An 18,080-nucleotide genomic window follows, 5' to 3' on the forward strand; every position below is an offset into this window, starting at 1 on the left:
AGACCCAGTGACGAAGTGATCGGGGCTTTCATTGTGTATCTAGTGACCAATATAGTCAATAGTCACAAACGGTGACGCATCACGGCGCGAGGCTGCGGAGGACGAGGCTGGACAGTTGGGCGGGCGCGGCGTCGGTCGTGTCGAGGTTGTATTGCAGCAGCAGCGGATTCAGGTACGGCCGCATCACGAGATAGATGGCCGTCGCGGTTTCGTCCAGCGGCGTCTTGCGCTCGAACTCGCCGCTTTGCCGGCCTTCCTGCAGCACCTCCTGCAGCAGCTTCTGCACGCGTGCCTCGTAGGCCTGCACCGACCGCCAGTTTTCGGTGGCGGCCGACGCCGCGATGTCGTACAGCTTGCGGTCGCGGAAGAAGAGCCGCAGGCTCGCTTCGGTAAAGACCCTGAACATCCGCCGCAGCTTTTCGGTGGGCAGTTCGGCCTCGGCGACGGCCGCGCGGACGTCCGTTTCGATCTCGTGCAGGCAGTTCGCGCAGATCATTTCGCCGATCGCCTGTTTCGACTCGAAGAACTTGTAGATATAGGCCTTCGAGAAGCCGATCGCCTTCGCGAGGTCCGACACGGTCGTCTTTTCATAGCCGTACCGGCTGAAGTGCTCGGTGGCGGCGGCCACGATCTGATCCCGGACGTCGTGGTCGGCCGGGCCGCGTGCGGGTGCTGCGGAAGGGAGGGTTTTTTTCATGGGCGACAGCGGACAGGAATGGACAACGAGTGACTATTTGGTATTATAGTCACTATCGGATTCTTGCTAAAGCCCTCATGCTACCCAAACCCATCATTGCCGCGGCGCTGGCCGCCACCTTGTCGGCGGGATGTGCCGTCGGTCCCGACTATGTGCGGCCGGACGTGGCGATGCCGCGGCAGTTCGAGGGCCAGCATGCCGTGGACCAGCGCCACGCGGCGGCCGCCGCCGAACTCGCGACGTGGTGGACGGGCTTCGGCGATCCGCAACTGACGCGATTCGTCACGCTGGCGCTCGCGCAGAATCTCGATCTTGCGCAGGCCGCGGCGCGCGTCGCGCAAGCGCGCGCAGGCCTCGGTGCGGCGAATGCGGCGCTGCTGCCGTCCGGCAATGTGACCGGTCAGGCGGCGCGCGTCTACCAGTCGGTCGAAACGCCGCTGGGGCGCGTGTTGAATTCGACGCCGGGTTTCGATCGACATGGCAGCGACTACGAGGCCGATTTCAACGCGAGCTGGGAGCTGGACGTATTCGGCGGATTGCGCCGCGGCCGCGAAGCGGCGCTCGCCGACTATCAGGCATCCGAAGCGGCGGCGGTCGCGACGCGGCTCGCCGTCGCCGCGCAAACCGCGGATACCTACATCACAATTCGCGGGTTGCAGGGCCGGCTCGACGTCGCTCGGCGCCAGGTGCGGACCGAGCAGGATTTGCTGTCGACCCTCAACCTGCTCTATGGAAAGGGCCTCGCGGCGGAGCTTCAGGTGAGGCAGGCCGAAGGCGCGCTCGCGCAGGTGCGCGCCACGGTGCCGGTGCTCGAAGCGGCGCTGGACGCGGCGATGAATGCGCTCGACGTGATGCTCGGCTCGCAGCCCGGCACGCACCGCGCGGAATTGCTCGCCGGCGGCGAGGTTCCGGCGGCGCCGCGGATCGCGGCGACGGGCACGCCCGGCGAACTGCTCCGGCGCCGGCCCGACCTGATCGTCGCCGAGCGGCGCGTGGCGGCGTCGAACGCGCGCATCGGCATGGCCATCGCCGAGTATTACCCGAAGTTCTCGTTGAGCGGGCTGATCGGCAGCGCGACGACGATGGGCGCGGGCAACCTGTTTGCCGGCGGCGCGAACCAGGCTGCGGGCGTGCTCGGCCTGCGCTGGCGCCTGTTCGACTTCGGCCGGATCAATGCGCAGATCGCGCAGGCCAAAGGGCAGGATGCCGAAATGCTGGCCGCGTATCGGCTCGCGGCGCTGCACGCCACCGAGGACGTCGAAAACGCGTTCTCGGCGCTCGTCAAGCGTGACGAGCAGGCGGCCATTCTGGGCGACGGCGTGAATTCGCTCGGCCGCGCGCGCGCGGCATCGTTCGCGGCCTACCAGAAAGGGGTGGTCAGCCTGATCGAGGTGTTGCAGGCCGACGAAAGCCTGTTGCGCGCATCGGATGAACGCGTGCAGGCACGAACCGAATCGGCGCGCGCGGCAGTGGCTGCGTTCAAGGCGCTTGGCGGTGGCTGGCAGGCGCCGCAAGCGCAGGCCGTCGCGAGCCGGTAGCGGTATCGTCGAAACCTGATCGGTCGGGCCGGACAAGCGCCGACCGATCGCGGTTCCGGGGGCCGTGAGCCGGGCGCGTTCACGGTGCCTACGGATCTGACGCACAACGCGTCCGCGGAAAGACGATCGTCGTGGTGTTGTGTGGCGGCGACGAGTCGACGCAGAACGGCCTGCATCGTCCGGGAAGCCCCGCGCGCAGCACGCCGCTACCGATGTATCGCCGCCCGCAACCGCCTCACGTCCTGCTCCGACACCGGCGCGGCCCGATTCCCCCACGCGCCGCGCACGTAGCTGACCACCGCGGCGATCTCGGCGCTCGTCAGCGCGCCGCGCATCGCCGGCATCCGCTGCACCGGCCCTGGCGTCCCGGGCGCGGGCCGCGCGCCTTCGACCACGATCCGGATCGCGCTGGTCGGATCGGCCGCCACGACGATCGAACTGCCCGCGAGCGGCGGCCCGTGGTCGCGCACGCCCGTCCCGTCCGCGCCGTGGCAACGCGCGCAGAACCCCGCGAACACGCCGGCTCCCGGCGCCTGCTGGCCGCCTTCCGGGCGAGGGCCGGCGGCCGTCAGCCGCGGGACGCCGACCCCCAGCGGATTCGTCGCGGCGGTCGGTTGCGCCGGCAACGACTTCAGGTACACGGCGATCGCATGGCGGTCGGCGTCCGTCAGCAACGCGGTGCTTTCGCCGACGACCGGCGCCATCGCGCCGAACACCGCGCCGCGCGCCGCATGGCCGCTGCGCAGGAACGTCGCGATGTCGTCGGCCGACCAGCGGCCGAGGCCGTCCGGGTCCGCGCCGGTCAGGTTCGGCGCGAACCAGTGATCGTTGATGCCGCCGGTGAGGAACGCAGGGCTGCGCTCGTTGTAACCGCGTTCGTTGTAGGCCGGCCCGCGCGGCGTATGACATGCGCCGCAATGGCCGAGCCCCTGCACGAGATATGCGCCGCGATTCCAGTCCGCCGATTGCGACGGCTGCGGCGTGAACCGGTCGCGGTTCGCGAATGCGAGGCTCCACAGCCCGAGCGCCCAGCGCTGGTTGAACGGAAACGGCAATTGCGTGAGCTTCGCCGCGTTCGGGGAAGGCGCGACGCCGCGCATGAAATACGCATACAACGCGCGCACGTCGTCGTCGCTCAGGTGCGCGAGCGACGGGTACGGCATGGCCGGATACAACCGGCTGCCGTCCGCGCGCACGCCGCGCCGCAATGCATCGTCGAACTGGTGCAGCGTGTAATGGCCGATCCCGTGCGTCGGGTCCGGTGTGATGTTCGGCGCATAGATCGGCCCGAATGGCGAATTCACCGGCTGGCCGCCCGCGTACGGCGTATGGTCGGCCGCGTCGTGGCACGCGGCGCAATCGCCCGCGAGCGCGAGGTAGCGGCCGCGCGCGAGCGTCGCGGCGTCGGCGCTCGCGGCCGCCGCGGCGATCACCGGGCGCCGGGCGGTCGACGCGGAAGCCGCATGGGGCGGCGGGGCGGCCGCGCTCGATGCGCCGGAATCCGCTGCGCTCGCATCCCGCGATCGGGAAAGCCGCGGATCGTCTCTCGCGCGAGCGGACATCGACGCGCCGGCATCGGCCGCCGACGTGCGGATCCGCACGAACCGCCAGCCCGACGCGGGCTCGGGCGCTTGCGCCGCCGATGCGGCGCCGGCCGTGTCGCTGGCGGCGGCCGCGTCGTCGTCGCGCTGCATGTCGCACGCGCAGAGCGCGGTGCATACCGCGAGCGCGATACCCGCGCGGCGGCCCGGTACGAAGCACGAAGCGAACGAGATCAGCGCCATGGGCTGCAAGGCCCCACGAAAGCGGTGACGATCCCCGTAAACACCAGACCGATCACGAAGCCGAGCGCGGCGAGCATGCCGCAGCGCGCGAGAAAGCGCGTACTGTCGTCGCGCGTCGCGGCCGGCGCATCGGCATCGTGCCGGTGTCGCCACGCACGCGCGAGCCACGTCGCGCAGGCCGCGGCCAGCGCGAACGCGCCCGCGGCGATCAGCGCGAGCCACACGCCGACGTGCGCCCAGCGCGGCGCGGCCTGCGCGACACCGAGCGGATAGCACGCGGTGGACGCGAGCGTCTCCGACACGAGCATCTGCGCGAACCACAGCGCGGGCGCGCCGACGAGGCCGGCCGCGATCGCGAGCAGCGGGGTCCACGCGCGGCGGGCGTCGTTCATCCGGTACTCCTCAGCCAGAATGGCGATACGTACAGCGCGGTGAAGATGAACAGCCACACGATGTCGACGAAGTGCCAGTAGAGCCCGCCGACGGTCAGCGCGACGCGTCGCTCGCGGCCGAAGAACCCGGCGGCCGTCCACCCGGCGAGCAGCGCGAGGATCGCGAGGCCGGCCACGACGTGCGCGAGGTGGAACCCGGTGATCGTGAAGTAGAGGCTGCCGTACAGATGCGCGGTCGGGCCGTACGGATGGTCGCGCCATTCGTGCAGCTGGACCAGCGCGAACGCGGTGCCGAGCACCAGCGCGACGACGAGCATCGCGACCGCGCGCGCCTGCCTGCCGGCGCGTACCGCGCGTTCCGCGAGCCACACGAACACGCTGCTCGACAGCAGCACGACCGTGTTGGCGGCCGCGAGCCCGATCTTCGGCATCCCTTCGGGCGGCCACGGGGCGGACCACTGCGACTGCAGGTAGAAGTAGCAGAACAGCAGGTAGCCGAACAGCCCGGCCTCGGTCACGATCAGCGTGAGCACGCCCCACCAGCCGCCCGCGCGCTCGCCGCAACTGCCAACCGGCAGCGGCTCGATGCACGCGGCCGGCGCGCCGGCCGGGGCCGTCGCCGACGGCGGCTCGTCCGGATGCGGCCCGGCCGCCGCGGCGGGCGCCTGCGTGTCGGCGCGGGCCGGCAGGCGCGCGCGCTGCCCGAGCGTGCGGCGCGGCCACAGCCAAGCGGCGGTGGCGATCGCGCAACCGGCGAGCGCCACGCAGACGAGGGTCGGCGAGCGCGCGAGCATCGCCGCGAACACGGCGGTCGCCAGCAGCGCGAGCACGAACGGCACGCAACTGTCTTCGGGCATCTTCAGGATCGCGCTGGGTGTCGCGGCGAGCGGCGTGACCGCGAGCGCCTCGCGCCCGTCCGCGAGCCGGTAGCCGACCCGCAGGCTGGTGCGCTTCGGATCGTCGCGCGTTTCCCACAGCGGATGCCGCGACGCGACGAGCGGCAGCACCGCGAAGTTGTACACGGGCGTCGGCGACGCGACCGACCATTCGAGGCCGGCCCCGCCCCACGGGTTGTCGCCGGCGCGCGCGCCGCGCCGCGCGCTCAGCAGCGCGTTGACGACGAACATCACGATGCCGATCCCGAACACGAACGAGCCGATCGTCGTCAGCAGGTTCGACGTGTCCCAGCCCATCCCGGACGGATAGGTATAGATGCGGCGCGGCATCCCGAGCAGCCCGGAGACGTGCATCGGGAAGAAGCCGAGATTGAAGCCCACCAGCACGACCCAGAAGGTCCAGCGGCCGAACCGCTCGTTCATCATCCGCCCGGTGAACTTCGGGAACCAGTACGTGACGCCGCCGAGCACCGGAAACACGTTGATGCCGAGCAGCACGTAATGCAGGTGCGCGACGACGAAGTACGTATCGGTGAGCTGCCAGTCGAGCGGCACGGCCGCGGTCATCACGCCCGACACGCCGCCGATCACGAACATCAGCACGAAGCCCGCGAAATACAGGAACGGCGTGCGGAACACGGGGCGGCCGGTCCAGATCGTCGCGATCCACGCGAACACCGCGACCGCGCTCGGGATCGAAATCAGCATGCTCGCGGCGCCGAAGAACGCCAGCGCGAGCGGCGCGATGCCCGTCGCGAACATGTGGTGGACCCACACCTCGAAGCCGATCAGCATCGTCGCCACGGTCGACACCGCGACGGCCTCGTATGCGACGAGCGGCCGCCGGCAGAAGGTCGGCAGCGCGTCGGACACGATCCCCATTGCCGGCAGCACGACCACGTACACCCACGGATGCGCGAACATCCAGAACAGGTGCTGCCACAACAGCGGCCGGCCGCCGTGCGCGACGTCGAAGAAATGCGTGCCGGCATTGCGGTCGAGCCACAGCAGCAGGAACGCGAGGCTCACCGACGGCACCGCGACCAGGTTCGCGACCGACGCGGTCAGCGTGCCCCACACGATGATCGGCAGCCGGTCGATCGACATGCCGTGCGCGCGCATCCGCAGCAGCGTGACGACGAAGTTCGCGGCGCCGCCCGTCGTCGAGATGCCGAGCAGGATCATCCCGAGCGCATAGATGTCGATGTTCGCGCCGGCGCTGTAGTCGAGCGACGTCAGCGGCACGTAGTTGAACCAGCCGCCGTCCGGCACCGCGCCGAGCGGAAAGCTCGCGTACAGGAACAGCCCGGCGAACAGGAACGCCCAGTACGAGAACGCGTTCAGCCGCGGGAACGCCATGTCGCGCGAGCCGAGCATCAGCGGCCACAGGTAGTTCGCGAAGCCGGACAGCACCGGCAGCGCGTAGAGGAAGATCATCGTGACGCCGTGCATCGTGAACAGCGAATCGTATTGCGCGGGCGTGAGCAGCGTCGCGTTCGGCCGCGCGAGCTGGATGCGCATCACGAGCGCCTCGACGCCGCCGAGCAGCAGGAACACGAACGCGGTGACGATGTAGCGCAGCCCGATGCGCTTGTGATCGACGGTGCCGAGCCAGCCGCGCCAGCCGGGTTCCGATTCCCACTGCTCGGCCAGCGCGCGCTCGTGCGCGGAACCGGGCGGCGCTTCGCCGAGGTCGGGTACGCGGCTGAGCGGGGTGGGCGTGTCGTGGGCAATGGCCATCGGCATCCTCGGTTCAGTGCAGCGTCGCGAGATACGCGGCGAGATCGTCGGCGTCGCGCGGCGCGAGCGCGATCGACGGCATCAGCGATTGCGGCTTGATCTGCTGCGCATGCGCGATCCACCGGCGCAGGTTGTCGGGCGTGTTGTCGAGCGTGCCGGCCGCGAGCAGCCGGCGCGTGCCGACGTGCGTGAGATCGGGGCCCGCGTCGCCCGTCGCGTCGGTGCCGCGCACCGCGTGGCAGCCCGCGCAGCGCGCGGCGAACACGCGCTGGCCGCGGCGCTCGACCCCGGCGCCCGCCGTGGGCGCCGGGGCCGGCTGGCGTTGCGCGGCGAGCCATGCACGGAACGCGGCCGGCGGCTCGGCCACGACTTCGAACGCCATGTGGGCATGCTGCGCGCCGCAGTATTGCGAGCACTGCCCGCGATAGATGCCCGGCCGGTCGGCCTGCAGCCATTGGCGATTGGTCTGGCCGGGAATCGTCTGGGTCTTGCCGGCGAGTTGCGGCACCCAGAACGCATGGATCACGTCGGCGCTCTTCAGTTCGATCGCGATCGGTTCGCCCACCGGAATATGGATTTCGTTCGCGGTGACGAAGGCCGGCCCGCCGGCATCGTCCGGATAACGAACGGCCCACCACCAGTCTTGCGCGGTCACCGTGATCGTCAGCGCGGGCGGGCGCGGCGGCGCCGCGATCGCGCCCAGCACGCGCAGCATGTAGACGAGCGCGCCGAACAGCAGCAGGATCGAGATCGCGGAGCCCACGGTCACGATCGTCAGCCCGCTGCCGTGGCCGCCGCCCGCCTGCGCGCGACGGCGAAACAGCGCGATCAGCAACAGCACGGCGATCGCGACGCAGACGAACGTGCACAGCGCGAGCAGCGCCCAGCCGAGCACGAGGACCGGCTGTGCCGCGGGGCCGGCTGCGTGCATGACGTAGGCGAGCGGCAGCGGTGCGGCCGGATTGCCGGGCTCCGCAGGCTCGGCGGCCGCGCGCGCGACCAGCGGCGCGACCGCCCACGCGAACGGTGCGATGCATGCGATATGACGCGTTTTCCTGGACAGCGGAACGAGCAACGCGACTCCTTGCCGAATGCGGCGGCATGACGAAAGCCGTTCGCGGCCGAGCAAGTTTCGTGCGCACGCGGCTCGCTCGTAGGCCGCCGTGGGGACGCGGGATTGCGCGCGCAACGGCCGGTGCGTTACAGCCGCTTTGTAAATTGGGTGACCGTTCACGGCACGCATCGGGGCAATACGGCCTCCGAGGGCCGGCGTGGCCGGCGCGGCATGTCGTTTGCTGCGCCGATCCCGTTCCGGCATGCTGCGGCGCGAAAGCCTCGTAGGCGTGCCGGCCCTCATCGGACAACGGGAGGAACCGACCGTGAAGACCGTCGCGATCACCGGCGCAAGCGCCGGCGTCGGCCGCGCGACCGCCCACGCATTCGCGCGGCGCGGCGCGAACGTCGCGCTGCTCGCGCGCGATCCGGGCGCACTGGATGACACCGCGTGCGAGGTGCGTGCGTACGGCGTCCGGGCGTTGCCGATCGCCGTCGACGTCAGCGATGCGGCCGCGCTCGACGCGGCAGCCGAGCGGATCGAACACGAGCTCGGGCCGCTCGACGTGTGGGTCAACAACGCGATGGTCACCGTGTTCGCGCCGTTCGACGCGATCTCGCCGGAAGACTATGCGCGCGTGACGGCCGTCACCTACCTCGGCTGCGTATACGGCACGCGGGCCGCGCTCGCACGGATGGCGCCGCGCAACCGCGGCACGATCGTGCAGGTCGGCTCCGCGCTCGCGTACCGGTCGATTCCGCTGCAAGCGCCGTACTGCGGCGCGAAACACGCGATCCGCGGCTTCACCGACGCGCTGCGCTGCGAGCTGCTGCATGCGCACAGCCGTGTGCGCGTGACGATGGTGCAATTGCCCGCGATCGACACGCCGCAGTTCGACTGGGCCGAATCCGTGCTGCCGCACGCACCGCGGCCGGTCGCGCCGGTCTATGCGCCGGAGGTGGCGGCCGACGCGATCGTGCACGCCGCGCGGTATCCGTGCCGCGAGCGCTGGGTCGGCTGGTCGTCGCTCGCGGCGATCGTTGCGAACGGTATCGCGCCCGGCTGCTTCGACCGCTATCTCGCACGCACGGCGGTGCGCGGCCAGCAGCGCGCCGAGCCGGCCGGCCCGCGCCCGTCGAACCTGTGGACGACCGTGCCCGGCGGGCATGCGACGCGCGGCGCGTTCACCGACGAAGCGCACCGCACGGGCGCCGAGGCCGGGCTCGGCGCGTCGCGTGCGCTCGCATTCGGCGCGGCGGTCGCCGTGCTCGCGACCGCGTTTGCCGTCACGCGCAAATGGAACCGGTGAGCGCGATGCGGATCGAGGATTACGCGCTCGTCGGCGACGGTCGCAGTGCGGCGCTCGTCGCCCGCGACGGCAGCATCGACTGGCTGTGCTGGCCGGATTTCGATTCGCCGCCGTGCTTTGCCGCACTCGTCGGTACGCCGGACAACGGCCGGTTCCGGATTGCGCCGAGCGAGCCGGATGCGCGCGTGACGCGGCGCTATCTGCCCGGCACCGCGATACTCGAAACGACGTTCGAAACACCGTCCGGCTGCGTCGTGATCACCGACTGGATGAGCTGGAACTCGGCCGATCCGTGTCTGATGCGCAGCGTGTGCGGCGAGCGCGGGACGGTCGACGTCGACGTCGATCTCGGCGTGCGCTTCGACTATGGCAGCGCGCTGCCGTGGTGCCGGCGTTTCGGCCGGCGCTGGCGGATGATGACGGGCGGCGATGCGATGTGGCTCGACACGGATGCCCGGCTCGACGTGCAGAGCGACCGGCTCGTCGGCACGCTCCGGATCTCGGCCGGCGAGCGGACGGATTTCTGCATCAGTTATGCGCGTTCGTTCGACGCGGCGCCGGCGGTGCCCGATGCGTATGCGTCGCTGCGCGACACGCAGGCATTCTGGCGCGCCTGGTCCGATTGCAACGCGGCCGACGGCCCGTATCGCGACGCGATCGAACGCGCGCTGATCACGATCAAACTGCTGTCGAGCCTGCGCACCGGCGGCATCGTCGCGGCACCGACCAGTTCGTTGCCCGAGCGCCTGGGCGGCGCGCGCAACTGGGACTACCGGTTCTGCTGGCTGCGCGATGCGAGCTTCACGCTGCGCGCGCTGGTGCGCTGCGGCTATCGCGACGAAGCCGCCCGCTGGCGCGACTGGCTCGTGCGCGCGATCGCCGATCACCCGTCGCAATTGCAGGTGCTGTATGCGGCCGACGGCGGCCGGCGCGCGGCCGAGTGGGAGGCCACGCATCTGGCCGGCTATGAAGGCGCGCGGCCGGTGCGTTTCGGCAACGCGGCGGCCGACCAGTTGCAGCTCGACGTGTACGGCGAGGTGCTCGGTGCGCTGTACCAGGCACGCCGGCATGGGCTGCCGCCCGACGACGACGCGTGGACGCTCGAGCGGCGCCTGCTCGAACATCTCGCGACGATCTGGCGCGAGCCGGACGAAGGTATCTGGGAGGTGCGCAGCGGGCGGCACCCATTCACGTCGTCGAAGGTGATGGTATGGGCCGCGGTCGAAAGCGCGTACCGGTCCGCACGCGCATTCGGCCATCACGCGCCGCTCGCCGTGTGGCGGCGCTGGGCCGACGCGGTGCGTGCGGAAGTGCTCGAGCACGGCTATCACGCGCGGCTCGGCCGCTTCGTCGATCGTTTCGACGGCGACGGCATCGACGTCAGCCTGCTGCTGATTCCGCTCACGGGGATGCTCGACGCGTCCGATCCGCGCGTCGTCGCGACGGTCGCCGCGATCGAGCGTGAGCTGGTCGACGACGGCCTGCCGTTCCGCTATCGGCCGCCGCGTTTCGGGGACGGCTGCGAAGGCGACGAAGGCGCGTTTCTCGCGGCCGGCTTCTGGCTCGTGCAGGTGTACCGGATGCAGCGGCGCGACGACGACGCGCACGCGCTGTTCGAGCGGCTGCTCGGCTTGCGCAACGACGTCGGGCTGCTGTCCGAGGAATACGACGTGAACGCGCGGCGCATGTGCGGGAATTTTCCGTTCACGCTCGCGCAGGTCGGGCTCGTGAATGCGGCGCTCGCGCTGCAGGGCGACGGGCGGGACGACGTCGACATCGACTAGGCGACTACGCTAACCAGGTGCCACGCCGTTCCGCGCCTGCCTTGCTTACGATTCGCCTTTCCCTCCCTTGTCGTCCTTGCCGCGCTTGTCGCCGTGCTCGCCGTTGCCGGGCAGCACGGCCGACAGCACCTGCCGCGCGGTCTCGACGATCACGTTGGCTTCGCGCGCGTCGCCTTTCACCAGCGTTTCGGCGAAATGCTTCGCCTGCTGCAGCGTCACGTGCGGCGGCAGCGGCGGCACCTCGGGGTCACTCTTCACCTCGAGCACGACCGGCCGGTCGGACGCGAGCGCCTCTTCCCACGCGGCGCCGAGCTGCTCCGGATCGTCGACGTAGATGCCCTTGAGGCCGAGCAGCGTCGCGAAGCGGTAGTAGGGCACGTTCGGGATCTGCTGCGACGCGTCGAACTTCGGGTCGCCTTCCATCACGCGCTGCTCCCACGTGACCTGGTTCAGGTCCTCGTTGTTCAGCACCATGCAGATCCAGCGCGGGTCGGGCCACTGGCGCCAGTATTTGGCGACCGTGATCAGCTCGGCCATGTTGTTCATCTGCATCGCGCCGTCGCCGACCATCGCGATCACCGGGCGCACCGGATACGCGAATTTCGCGGCGATCGCATAGGGCACCGCGGCGCCCATCGACGCGAGCCCGCCGGACAGCGAGCCCATCATCCCGCGCCGCATCATCAGGTCGCGCGCATACCAGTTCGCGCAGGAGCCCGAATCGCTCGTCAAGATCACGTCGTCGGGCAGGCGCGGCGACAGCTCGGTAAACGCGCGCTGCGGATTCACGCCGCGGCCCGGGCTGGCCTTCGCGGCCGCGCGGGCCGCGAGCGTGTCGTGCCAGTCGTGGTTCCATTTGGCGATCCGGTCGCGCCACGCGGTATCGCGCCGCTCGTTCAGCAGCGGCAGCAGCGCGCGCAGCGTCTCGGCGCTGTCGCCGACCAGATTGACTTCCATCGGGTAGCGCAGGCTCAGCATGTCGGCCTTCAGGTCGATCTGCACGCCGCGCGCCTGGCCTTCCTTCGGCAGGAATTCCGAATACGGAAAACCGGAGCCGACGACCAGCAGCGTGTCGCATTCGGTCATCAGCTCGTAGCTCGGCTTGGTGCCGAGCAGCCCGATCGAGCCGGTGACCCACGGCAGGTCGTCCGGCAGTGCGGCCTTGCCGAGCAGCGCTTTCGCGGCGCCCGCGCCGAGCCGGTCGGCCACCGCGATGACCTCGTCGGTCGCGCGCAGCGCGCCAGCGCCGACCAGCAGCGCGACTTTCGACCCCGCGTTGAGCACGTCGGCCGCGCGGCGCAGGTCGTCCGCATACGGCACGACTTTCGGCGCCGTATAGCCGACCCCCGAATGCACGGTGCCGTGCGCGCGTTTCGGCGGCGCGTAGTCGAGCTCCTGCAGGTCGTTCGGCAGCACGAGCGCGGTCACCGTGCGCGCGCCGAGCGCGGTGCGCACCGCGCGGTCGACCAGATGACGCACCTGGCCCGGCACCGTCGCAAGCTGGACGAATGCGCCCGCAACGTCCTTGTAAAGCGCCGGAAGATCCACTTCCTGCTGATAGTGGCCGCCGAGCGCGGCGCGCGCCTGCTGACCGACGATCGCGAGCACCGGCATGTGGTCGAGTCGCGCGTCGTACAGGCCGGTCACGAGGTGGGCGGCGCCGGGGCCCGACGTCGCGACGCATACGCCGAGCTCGCCTGTAAATTTTGCATGCGCGGACGCCATGAAGGCCGCCATCTCCTCGTGGCGCGCCTGGATGAATTCGATCTTGCCGTCCGCGCGGTTCAGCGCGCCGAAAAAGCCGTTGATGCCGTCGCCCGGGTAGCCGTAGATGCGGCGCACGCCCCACGCGTACAGCCGCTCGACGATGAAATCCGCCACTGTCGCCATGCCGTTTCTCCTTGGTTCGGAATGAGCCGATGCGAGGCTGCCGCGCAAGGCACGTGCCGCGCCGCGTGCGTCGGGCACAGCGGTTGCACGCGCTGTCCGCAAGCAAAAAGCAAGCTGACCGGAGCGTAACGATGGCGCTTTCCGCCGCACCGGCGATCGACGACGTGCGTGCTCGCGCGTATCGCGTGCCGACCGACCGACCCGAAGCCGACGGCACCTATGCATGGACCGCGACGACGGTCGTCGTCGTCGAGATCGACGCGGGGCCTGTGACGGGGCTCGGCTATACGTATACGGATGCGAGCGCCGTGCCGCTCGTGACGTCGCTGCTGGCCGGCGTGGTGCGCAACCGGCCGGTGGTGGACATCCCGGCCGCTGTCGATGCGTTGTGGCGCGCGGTGCGCAACCTCGGCCGCAGCGGGATCGCGGCCACCGCGATTTCGGCGCTCGATGCCGCGCTGTGGGACGCGAAGGCGAAACTCGCCGACGTGCCGCTCGCATTGCTGCTGGGCCGCCTGCGCGAACGCGTGCCGGTGTACGGCAGCGGCGGGTTCACGACTTACGATGCGCCGACGCTCGCCGCGCAACTCGAAGGATGGCGCGCCGAGCACGTGCACGCGTGCAAGATCAAGATCGGCGTGCAGGATGCGCGCGATCCGTCGCGCGTGCAGGCGGCGCGCGATGCGCTCGGGCCGGGCGTCGACCTGTTCGTCGATGCGAACGGCGCGTACGCGCCGCGCACCGCGCTCGCGTTCGCGCAGGCGGCCGCCGATTGCGACATTCGCTGGTTCGAGGAGCCCGTCAGCAGCGACGACGTCGCCGGGCTGCGCTTCGTGCGCGAGCAGGTCGGCGCGCGAGTCGACGTCGCGGCCGGCGAGTACGCGTATACGCCCGACGATTTCCGGCGATTGCTGGAAGGCCGGGCGGTCGACGTGCTGCAGGCCGACGCGACGCGCTGCGGCGGCGTCAGCGGCTTTCTCGCGGCCGCCGCGCTTGCCGATGCGCACCACGTCGACCTGTCCGCGCATTGCGCGCCCGCGCTGCACCGGCACATCGGATGCGCGGCGCCGCGCCTGCGCCACGTCGAATGGTTTCACGATCACGTCCGCATCGAGCGGATGCTGTTCGACGGCGCGCCGATGCTCGTCGACGGCGCACTGGAAATCGACGCGGCGCGCCCCGGGTTCGGCCTTGAATTGCGCACCGCCGACCTGCTGGATTTCGCGCTCTGACTGCCGAGGAGGAGGAACGATGCGACACCACCGACATCGCGCGGCCGAGCGCGACAGGTTGCTGGCCGACGCCGCGCGACTGCTGAACCGCAGCGCGTTGCTGCTGGCCGGCTCGGTGCTCGCCGACAGCGGCGTCGAACACTATCGCGGCACCTTTCACAATCGCGCGATGCTCACGCCGCTCGCGATGTCGACGCTGTCGGTGATCGCGAGCGTGCACGGCCACGCGGACGACACGCCCGCGCGCCACCGGCTGCGCGACGCGGTGCACGTCGCATCGGCCGCGGTCGGCGTCGCCGGTTCCGCGTTCCACCTGTACAACGTGACGAAGCGGCCGGGTGGTTTCAGCTGGCACAACCTGTTCTATGGCGCACCGCTCGGCGCGCCGTTCGCGCTGCTGCTGTCGGGCGCGCTGGGCGCGGCGGGCGAGCGGTTGCGCGAGAGTCCGGCCGATGCGCCGCGGCTCGCCGGACTGCCGGCCGGGCGCGCGCTGGCTGGCCTCGTCGCGGCGGGGCTCGTCGGCACGCTCGGCGAAGTCGGGTTGCTGCATTTTCGCGGCGCCTTCCAGCATCGCGCGATGTTCGCGCCGCTCGTCGTGCCGCCGCTTGCCGCGCTGGCGACTGCCCAGCTCGCGCTGTCGCGCCCGCGCGCCGACCGGCGGTTCTGCCGCGGGTGGCTGCGCGCGACGGCCGTGCTCGGGTTCGTCGGCGTCGCGTTCCATGCGCGCGGCGTCGCGCGGCAGATGGGCGGCTGGCGCAACTGGTCGCAGAACCTGCTGTCGGGGCCGCCGCTGCCGGCGCCACCGAGCTTCACCGCGCTCGCGATCGCCGGGTTGGCCGCGACCGCGCTCGCCGAACAGGAGGCGTCATGAGCGACGCGAACCGCAAACCGGTCGCGCTGCCGCGCTACCCCGGCTACGACGTGCTCGCCAAGCGCGATACGCCGTCGTGGAACGATGCGACGCGGCGTGCGATCGATGCGCGCCTGCGCGTGGCGGCGAATGCGCCGCGTCATCTGGATTCCGAACGATACGCGACGCTCGGCGCATTGTGCGCGCGCATCGTGCCGCAGCAGCCGGGCGGCGCCGGTGCGATTCCGACCGCCGCGCTGGTCGATGCGCGGCTCGCGGCCGACGACGGCGACGGCTATCGCGATGCGCGTCTTCCGCCGCTGCGTGCAGCCTGGCAGACGGGCCTCGCCGCGCTCGACGCGATGGCGCGGCACGCGCACGGCTGCGCGTTCGCGGCACTCGGTGCGCGCGACGCCGACGCGTTGCTGCACGCGGTGCAGAAAGGTGACGTCGACCGGAAGGTGGAACCGGCCTGGGACGGCATGGACCCGCGCACGTTCTTCGCGAAGCGCGTGCTGATGGATATCTGCGGCGCGTATTACGGCCATCCGTTCGCATGGAACGAGATCGGCTTCGGCGGCCCCGCGAGCCCGCGCGGCTACGTGCGGATGGACTTCAACCGCCGCGACCCGTGGGAAGCGGAACTGCGCGTGGAGGAGGGCGATCGCGATGGCCGCCGATGAACCGCTGTCCGCCCCCTCGCCGCGCGGCCGCGACGGCCGTGCGCCCGATCCGTTGCGGGTCGGCGGTTGGTCGCCGATGCGGATGTTCCGCGACGACGAGGCGGTCGACTTCGTGATCGTCGGCACCGGCGCCGGCGGCGGCACGCTCGCGTGCAAGCTCGCCGAATACGGCTTCTCGGTCGTCGCGCTCGACGCGGGCGCATGGTGGCGGCCGCTCGAGGAATTCGCGTCGGACGAGACGCATCAGCACAAGCTGTTCTGGACCGACGAGCGGATCTGCGACGGCGCCGATCCGCTCACGCTCGGCACCAACAACAGCGGTCGCGCGATCGGCGGCAGCACCGTGCACTTCGCGATGGTGTCGCTGCGGTTCCGGCCCGAGTGGTTTCGCTCGCGTACCGCGCTCGGCTACGGCGTCGACTGGCCGCTCGACTGGCGCGAGATGTGGCGCTACTACCGCGAGGTCGAGCTGGCGCTGAGGATCAGCGGGCCGGTGAACTACCCGTGGGGGCCGCCGCGCCCGCGCTATCCGTATCGCGCCCACGAACTGAACGCGGCCGCGCTCGTGCTTGCGCGCGGTGCCGAGGCCATGGGCATCGACTGGACGCCGACGCCGCTCGCGACGCTGTCCGCGCCGCGCGGCCGCGCGCATCCGTGCGTGTATCGCGGCTTCTGCATCGCCGGCTGCGCGACCAACGCGAAACAGAGCGCGCTCGTCACGTGGATTCCGCGCGCCGTCGCGGCCGGCGCCGAAGTCCGCGATCTCGCGATGGCGCTGCGCATCGAGGCCGACGGCGATCGCGTGACCGGCGTGCACTACGCGCGCGACGGCCACACGCGGTTCCAGCGCGCGCGCAACGTCGTCGTTGCCGGTTATGCGATCGAGACGCCGCGCCTGCTGCTGCTGTCCGCGAACGGGCGGCATCCGCAGGGGCTCGCGAACCGTTCTGGCCTCGTCGGCCGCTACCTGATGGCGCAGCTCAACCAGGCGTCGTGGGGGACGCTGGACGACGAAGTGCGCTGGTACAAGGGGCCGCCGTCGCTGTCGATCACCGAGCACTGGAACTACGCGGACGAAGGCAAGGATTTCTTCGGCGGCTACTGCTGGATGAGCCAGGGGCCGCTGCCGATCGAATGGGCGCGCAAGGTCGCCGCGCGCGGGTTGTGGGGCGACGCGCTGAAGCGCGAGATGGCGCGCTACAACTTCCAGGCCGGCCTGAAGATCGTCGGCGAGACGCTGCCGCGCGCGGACAACCGCGTGACGCTCGCCGACGAACGCGACGCGTTCGGGCTGCCGATCGCGCGCGTCACCTATTCGTACGACGACAACGACCGCCGGATGATCCGCCACGCGTTCGCGCAGATGGGGCGTTCGCTGGAGGCGGCCGGCGCGCGCGACATCTGGCACGAGGAGGACGACACATGCCATCTCGCCGGCACCGTGCGGATGGGCGACGACCCGGCGACGAGCGTCGTCGATGCCGACTGCCGCAGTTGGGACATCCCGAACCTGTGGGTGTGCGACGGCTCGGTGTTCCCGACCGTCGGCGGCGTGAATCCGTCGCTGACGATCCAGGCGATCGCGTGTCGCACCGCCGATCGCATTCGCGCACTGGTCGCGCGCGGCGACGCGCATGCGCGTGCGCGATGGCGGTGAATTCGCGGCGCGGCCCCAGCGGCAGCCGATACGACAGGTGCTTGCACGCGAGGATGCCGTAAGCGAAACCCGTTCACTTTCTTGTCGAGGAATCGTCTCATGCGTACATTCAACCGTTCATCCCTGCGCCGTTGCGCCGCCTGCGCACTGCTGACGGCGTGCGCGTCGGCGCTGCCCGCGGCCGGACAGTTGCGCCCGCCCAATCCGGTCAGCGCACCCGATACGTCCACCCAGGCGTTCAAGCGCGCCGACCGAAAAATGATGGAGGCGATGGAGAGCGCGCCGTACACGGGCGACGCCGACCGCGATTTCGTCGCGCACATGGCGCCGCATCACCAGGGTGCGATCGACATGGCGCAGGTCGAGCTCAAGTACGGCAAGGACCCGACGCTGCGGCAGCTCGCGAGCCGGATCGTCGCGGCGCAGCGCGACGAAATCGCGCTGATGGAGCGCTGGCAGAAGGAGCACGGCAAGACGCCGTGAACCGCGATGCGATACGGCGATACGCAGCGGGCCCTACCGGTAGCGCCGCATCCGGCAAGCGACGATATCGGACACGTGCCGATGCAATCGC

Annotated in this window: 14 protein-coding genes; 8 read left to right on the top strand and 6 right to left on the bottom strand. The window is 70.7% G+C overall.

Annotation, left to right across the window (positions count from 1 at the left end; genetic code table 11):
* Positions 1-79 precede the first annotated feature (79 nt).
* Positions 80-697 carry a TetR/AcrR family transcriptional regulator gene (locus HWX09_RS23045; protein WP_027785962.1) on the bottom strand — a complete coding sequence of 206 codons (618 nt, stop codon included), beginning with the start codon at positions 695-697 and terminating at the stop codon, positions 80-82.
* A 77-nt stretch (positions 698-774) separates the two neighbouring features.
* On the opposite strand from HWX09_RS23045, the gene HWX09_RS23050 reads away from it, so the two are divergent.
* A complete protein-coding gene (locus HWX09_RS23050) occupies positions 775-2,235 on the top strand; it encodes a TolC family protein (RefSeq protein ID WP_027785961.1) in 1,461 nt (486 codons plus the stop codon).
* Between the two features lie 206 nt (positions 2,236-2,441).
* Here the strand turns inward: HWX09_RS23050 and HWX09_RS23055 are convergent, their stop codons facing one another.
* Genes HWX09_RS23055 through coxB form a run of 4 tightly spaced genes read right to left on the bottom strand, consistent with a single transcriptional unit; the run spans position 2,442 to position 8,122 of the window.
* On the bottom strand, positions 2,442-4,019 hold the full coding sequence (locus HWX09_RS23055) for a cytochrome c (protein WP_027785960.1): 1,578 nt from the start codon (positions 4,017-4,019) through the stop codon (positions 2,442-2,444).
* On the bottom strand, positions 4,010-4,411 hold the full coding sequence (locus tag HWX09_RS23060) for a hypothetical protein (RefSeq protein WP_027785959.1): 402 nt from the start codon (positions 4,409-4,411) through the stop codon (positions 4,010-4,012). Before HWX09_RS23060 ends, HWX09_RS23055 begins: the two co-directional genes overlap by 10 nt.
* Positions 4,408-7,047: a cytochrome c oxidase subunit I gene (ctaD, locus tag HWX09_RS23065; RefSeq protein ID WP_027785958.1), complete on the bottom strand. Its 2,640-nt coding sequence runs from the start codon at positions 7,045-7,047 to the stop codon at positions 4,408-4,410. Before ctaD ends, HWX09_RS23060 begins: the two co-directional genes overlap by 4 nt.
* 13 nt (positions 7,048-7,060) lie before the next feature.
* Positions 7,061-8,122, bottom strand: coding sequence for a cytochrome c oxidase subunit II (coxB, locus tag HWX09_RS23070; RefSeq protein ID WP_027785957.1), 1,062 nt, complete (start codon positions 8,120-8,122; stop codon positions 7,061-7,063).
* Positions 8,123-8,426: 304 nt separating this feature from the next.
* On the opposite strand from coxB, the gene HWX09_RS23075 reads away from it, so the two are divergent.
* Both HWX09_RS23075 and HWX09_RS23080 read left to right on the top strand, forming a co-directional pair.
* Positions 8,427-9,410 carry an SDR family oxidoreductase gene (locus HWX09_RS23075; RefSeq protein WP_027785956.1) on the top strand — a complete coding sequence of 328 codons (984 nt, stop codon included), beginning with the start codon at positions 8,427-8,429 and terminating at the stop codon, positions 9,408-9,410.
* Positions 9,411-9,415: 5 nt separating this feature from the next.
* Positions 9,416-11,194, top strand: coding sequence for a glycoside hydrolase family 15 protein (locus tag HWX09_RS23080; RefSeq protein ID WP_034185542.1), 1,779 nt, complete (start codon positions 9,416-9,418; stop codon positions 11,192-11,194).
* Between the two features lie 45 nt (positions 11,195-11,239).
* Here the strand turns inward: HWX09_RS23080 and HWX09_RS23085 are convergent, their stop codons facing one another.
* Positions 11,240-13,084 (bottom strand): thiamine pyrophosphate-requiring protein, encoded by a 1,845-nt coding sequence (locus HWX09_RS23085; protein WP_027785954.1) that lies wholly within the window; start codon positions 13,082-13,084, stop codon positions 11,240-11,242.
* Between the two features lie 131 nt (positions 13,085-13,215).
* Between HWX09_RS23085 and HWX09_RS23090 the strand changes: the two genes are divergently transcribed.
* The 5 genes from HWX09_RS23090 (at position 13,216) to HWX09_RS23110 (ending at position 17,989) form a co-directional block, all read left to right on the top strand.
* Positions 13,216-14,316: an enolase C-terminal domain-like protein gene (locus HWX09_RS23090; RefSeq protein WP_027785953.1), complete on the top strand. Its 1,101-nt coding sequence runs from the start codon at positions 13,216-13,218 to the stop codon at positions 14,314-14,316.
* Between the two features lie 19 nt (positions 14,317-14,335).
* Positions 14,336-15,187 (top strand): hypothetical protein, encoded by an 852-nt coding sequence (locus HWX09_RS23095; RefSeq protein WP_027785952.1) that lies wholly within the window; start codon positions 14,336-14,338, stop codon positions 15,185-15,187.
* Complete coding sequence (locus HWX09_RS23100; RefSeq protein WP_027785951.1) at positions 15,184-15,849, top strand: gluconate 2-dehydrogenase subunit 3 family protein; 666 nt, start codon at positions 15,184-15,186, stop codon at positions 15,847-15,849. The genes HWX09_RS23095 and HWX09_RS23100 overlap by 4 nt, the downstream gene beginning before the upstream one ends.
* The gene (locus HWX09_RS23105) at positions 15,836-17,506 is read left to right on the top strand and encodes a GMC family oxidoreductase (RefSeq protein ID WP_027785950.1); all 1,671 of its coding nucleotides are present in this window, start codon (positions 15,836-15,838) and stop codon (positions 17,504-17,506) included. Before HWX09_RS23100 ends, HWX09_RS23105 begins: the two co-directional genes overlap by 14 nt.
* 99 nt (positions 17,507-17,605) lie before the next feature.
* Positions 17,606-17,989, top strand: coding sequence for a DUF305 domain-containing protein (locus HWX09_RS23110; RefSeq protein WP_034185502.1), 384 nt, complete (start codon positions 17,606-17,608; stop codon positions 17,987-17,989).
* Positions 17,990-18,080 lie beyond the last annotated feature (91 nt).

It is taken from the genome of Burkholderia sp. BCC1208, assembly GCF_902833095.1.
GTDB lineage: Bacteria > Pseudomonadota > Gammaproteobacteria > Burkholderiales > Burkholderiaceae > Burkholderia.

Bases quoted from the DNA above. Each gene is read 5' to 3' on its own strand.
- HWX09_RS23085 (WP_027785954.1), bottom strand. From the start codon at position 13,084: ATGGCGACAGTGGCGGATTTCATCGTCGAGCGGCTGTACGCGTGGGGC.
- ctaD (WP_027785958.1), bottom strand. From the start codon at position 7,047: ATGGCCATTGCCCACGACACGCCCACCCCGCTCAGCCGCGTACCCGAC.
- HWX09_RS23060 (WP_027785959.1), bottom strand. From the start codon at position 4,411: ATGAACGACGCCCGCCGCGCGTGGACCCCGCTGCTCGCGATCGCGGCC.
- HWX09_RS23110 (WP_034185502.1), top strand. From the start codon at position 17,606: ATGCGTACATTCAACCGTTCATCCCTGCGCCGTTGCGCCGCCTGCGCA.
- HWX09_RS23055 (WP_027785960.1), bottom strand. From the start codon at position 4,019: ATGGCGCTGATCTCGTTCGCTTCGTGCTTCGTACCGGGCCGCCGCGCG.
- HWX09_RS23045 (WP_027785962.1), bottom strand. From the start codon at position 697: ATGAAAAAAACCCTCCCTTCCGCAGCACCCGCACGCGGCCCGGCCGAC.
- HWX09_RS23095 (WP_027785952.1), top strand. From the start codon at position 14,336: ATGCGACACCACCGACATCGCGCGGCCGAGCGCGACAGGTTGCTGGCC.
- HWX09_RS23100 (WP_027785951.1), top strand. From the start codon at position 15,184: ATGAGCGACGCGAACCGCAAACCGGTCGCGCTGCCGCGCTACCCCGGC.
- HWX09_RS23050 (WP_027785961.1), top strand. From the start codon at position 775: ATGCTACCCAAACCCATCATTGCCGCGGCGCTGGCCGCCACCTTGTCG.
- HWX09_RS23090 (WP_027785953.1), top strand. From the start codon at position 13,216: ATGGCGCTTTCCGCCGCACCGGCGATCGACGACGTGCGTGCTCGCGCG.
- HWX09_RS23105 (WP_027785950.1), top strand. From the start codon at position 15,836: ATGGCCGCCGATGAACCGCTGTCCGCCCCCTCGCCGCGCGGCCGCGAC.
- HWX09_RS23080 (WP_034185542.1), top strand. From the start codon at position 9,416: ATGCGGATCGAGGATTACGCGCTCGTCGGCGACGGTCGCAGTGCGGCG.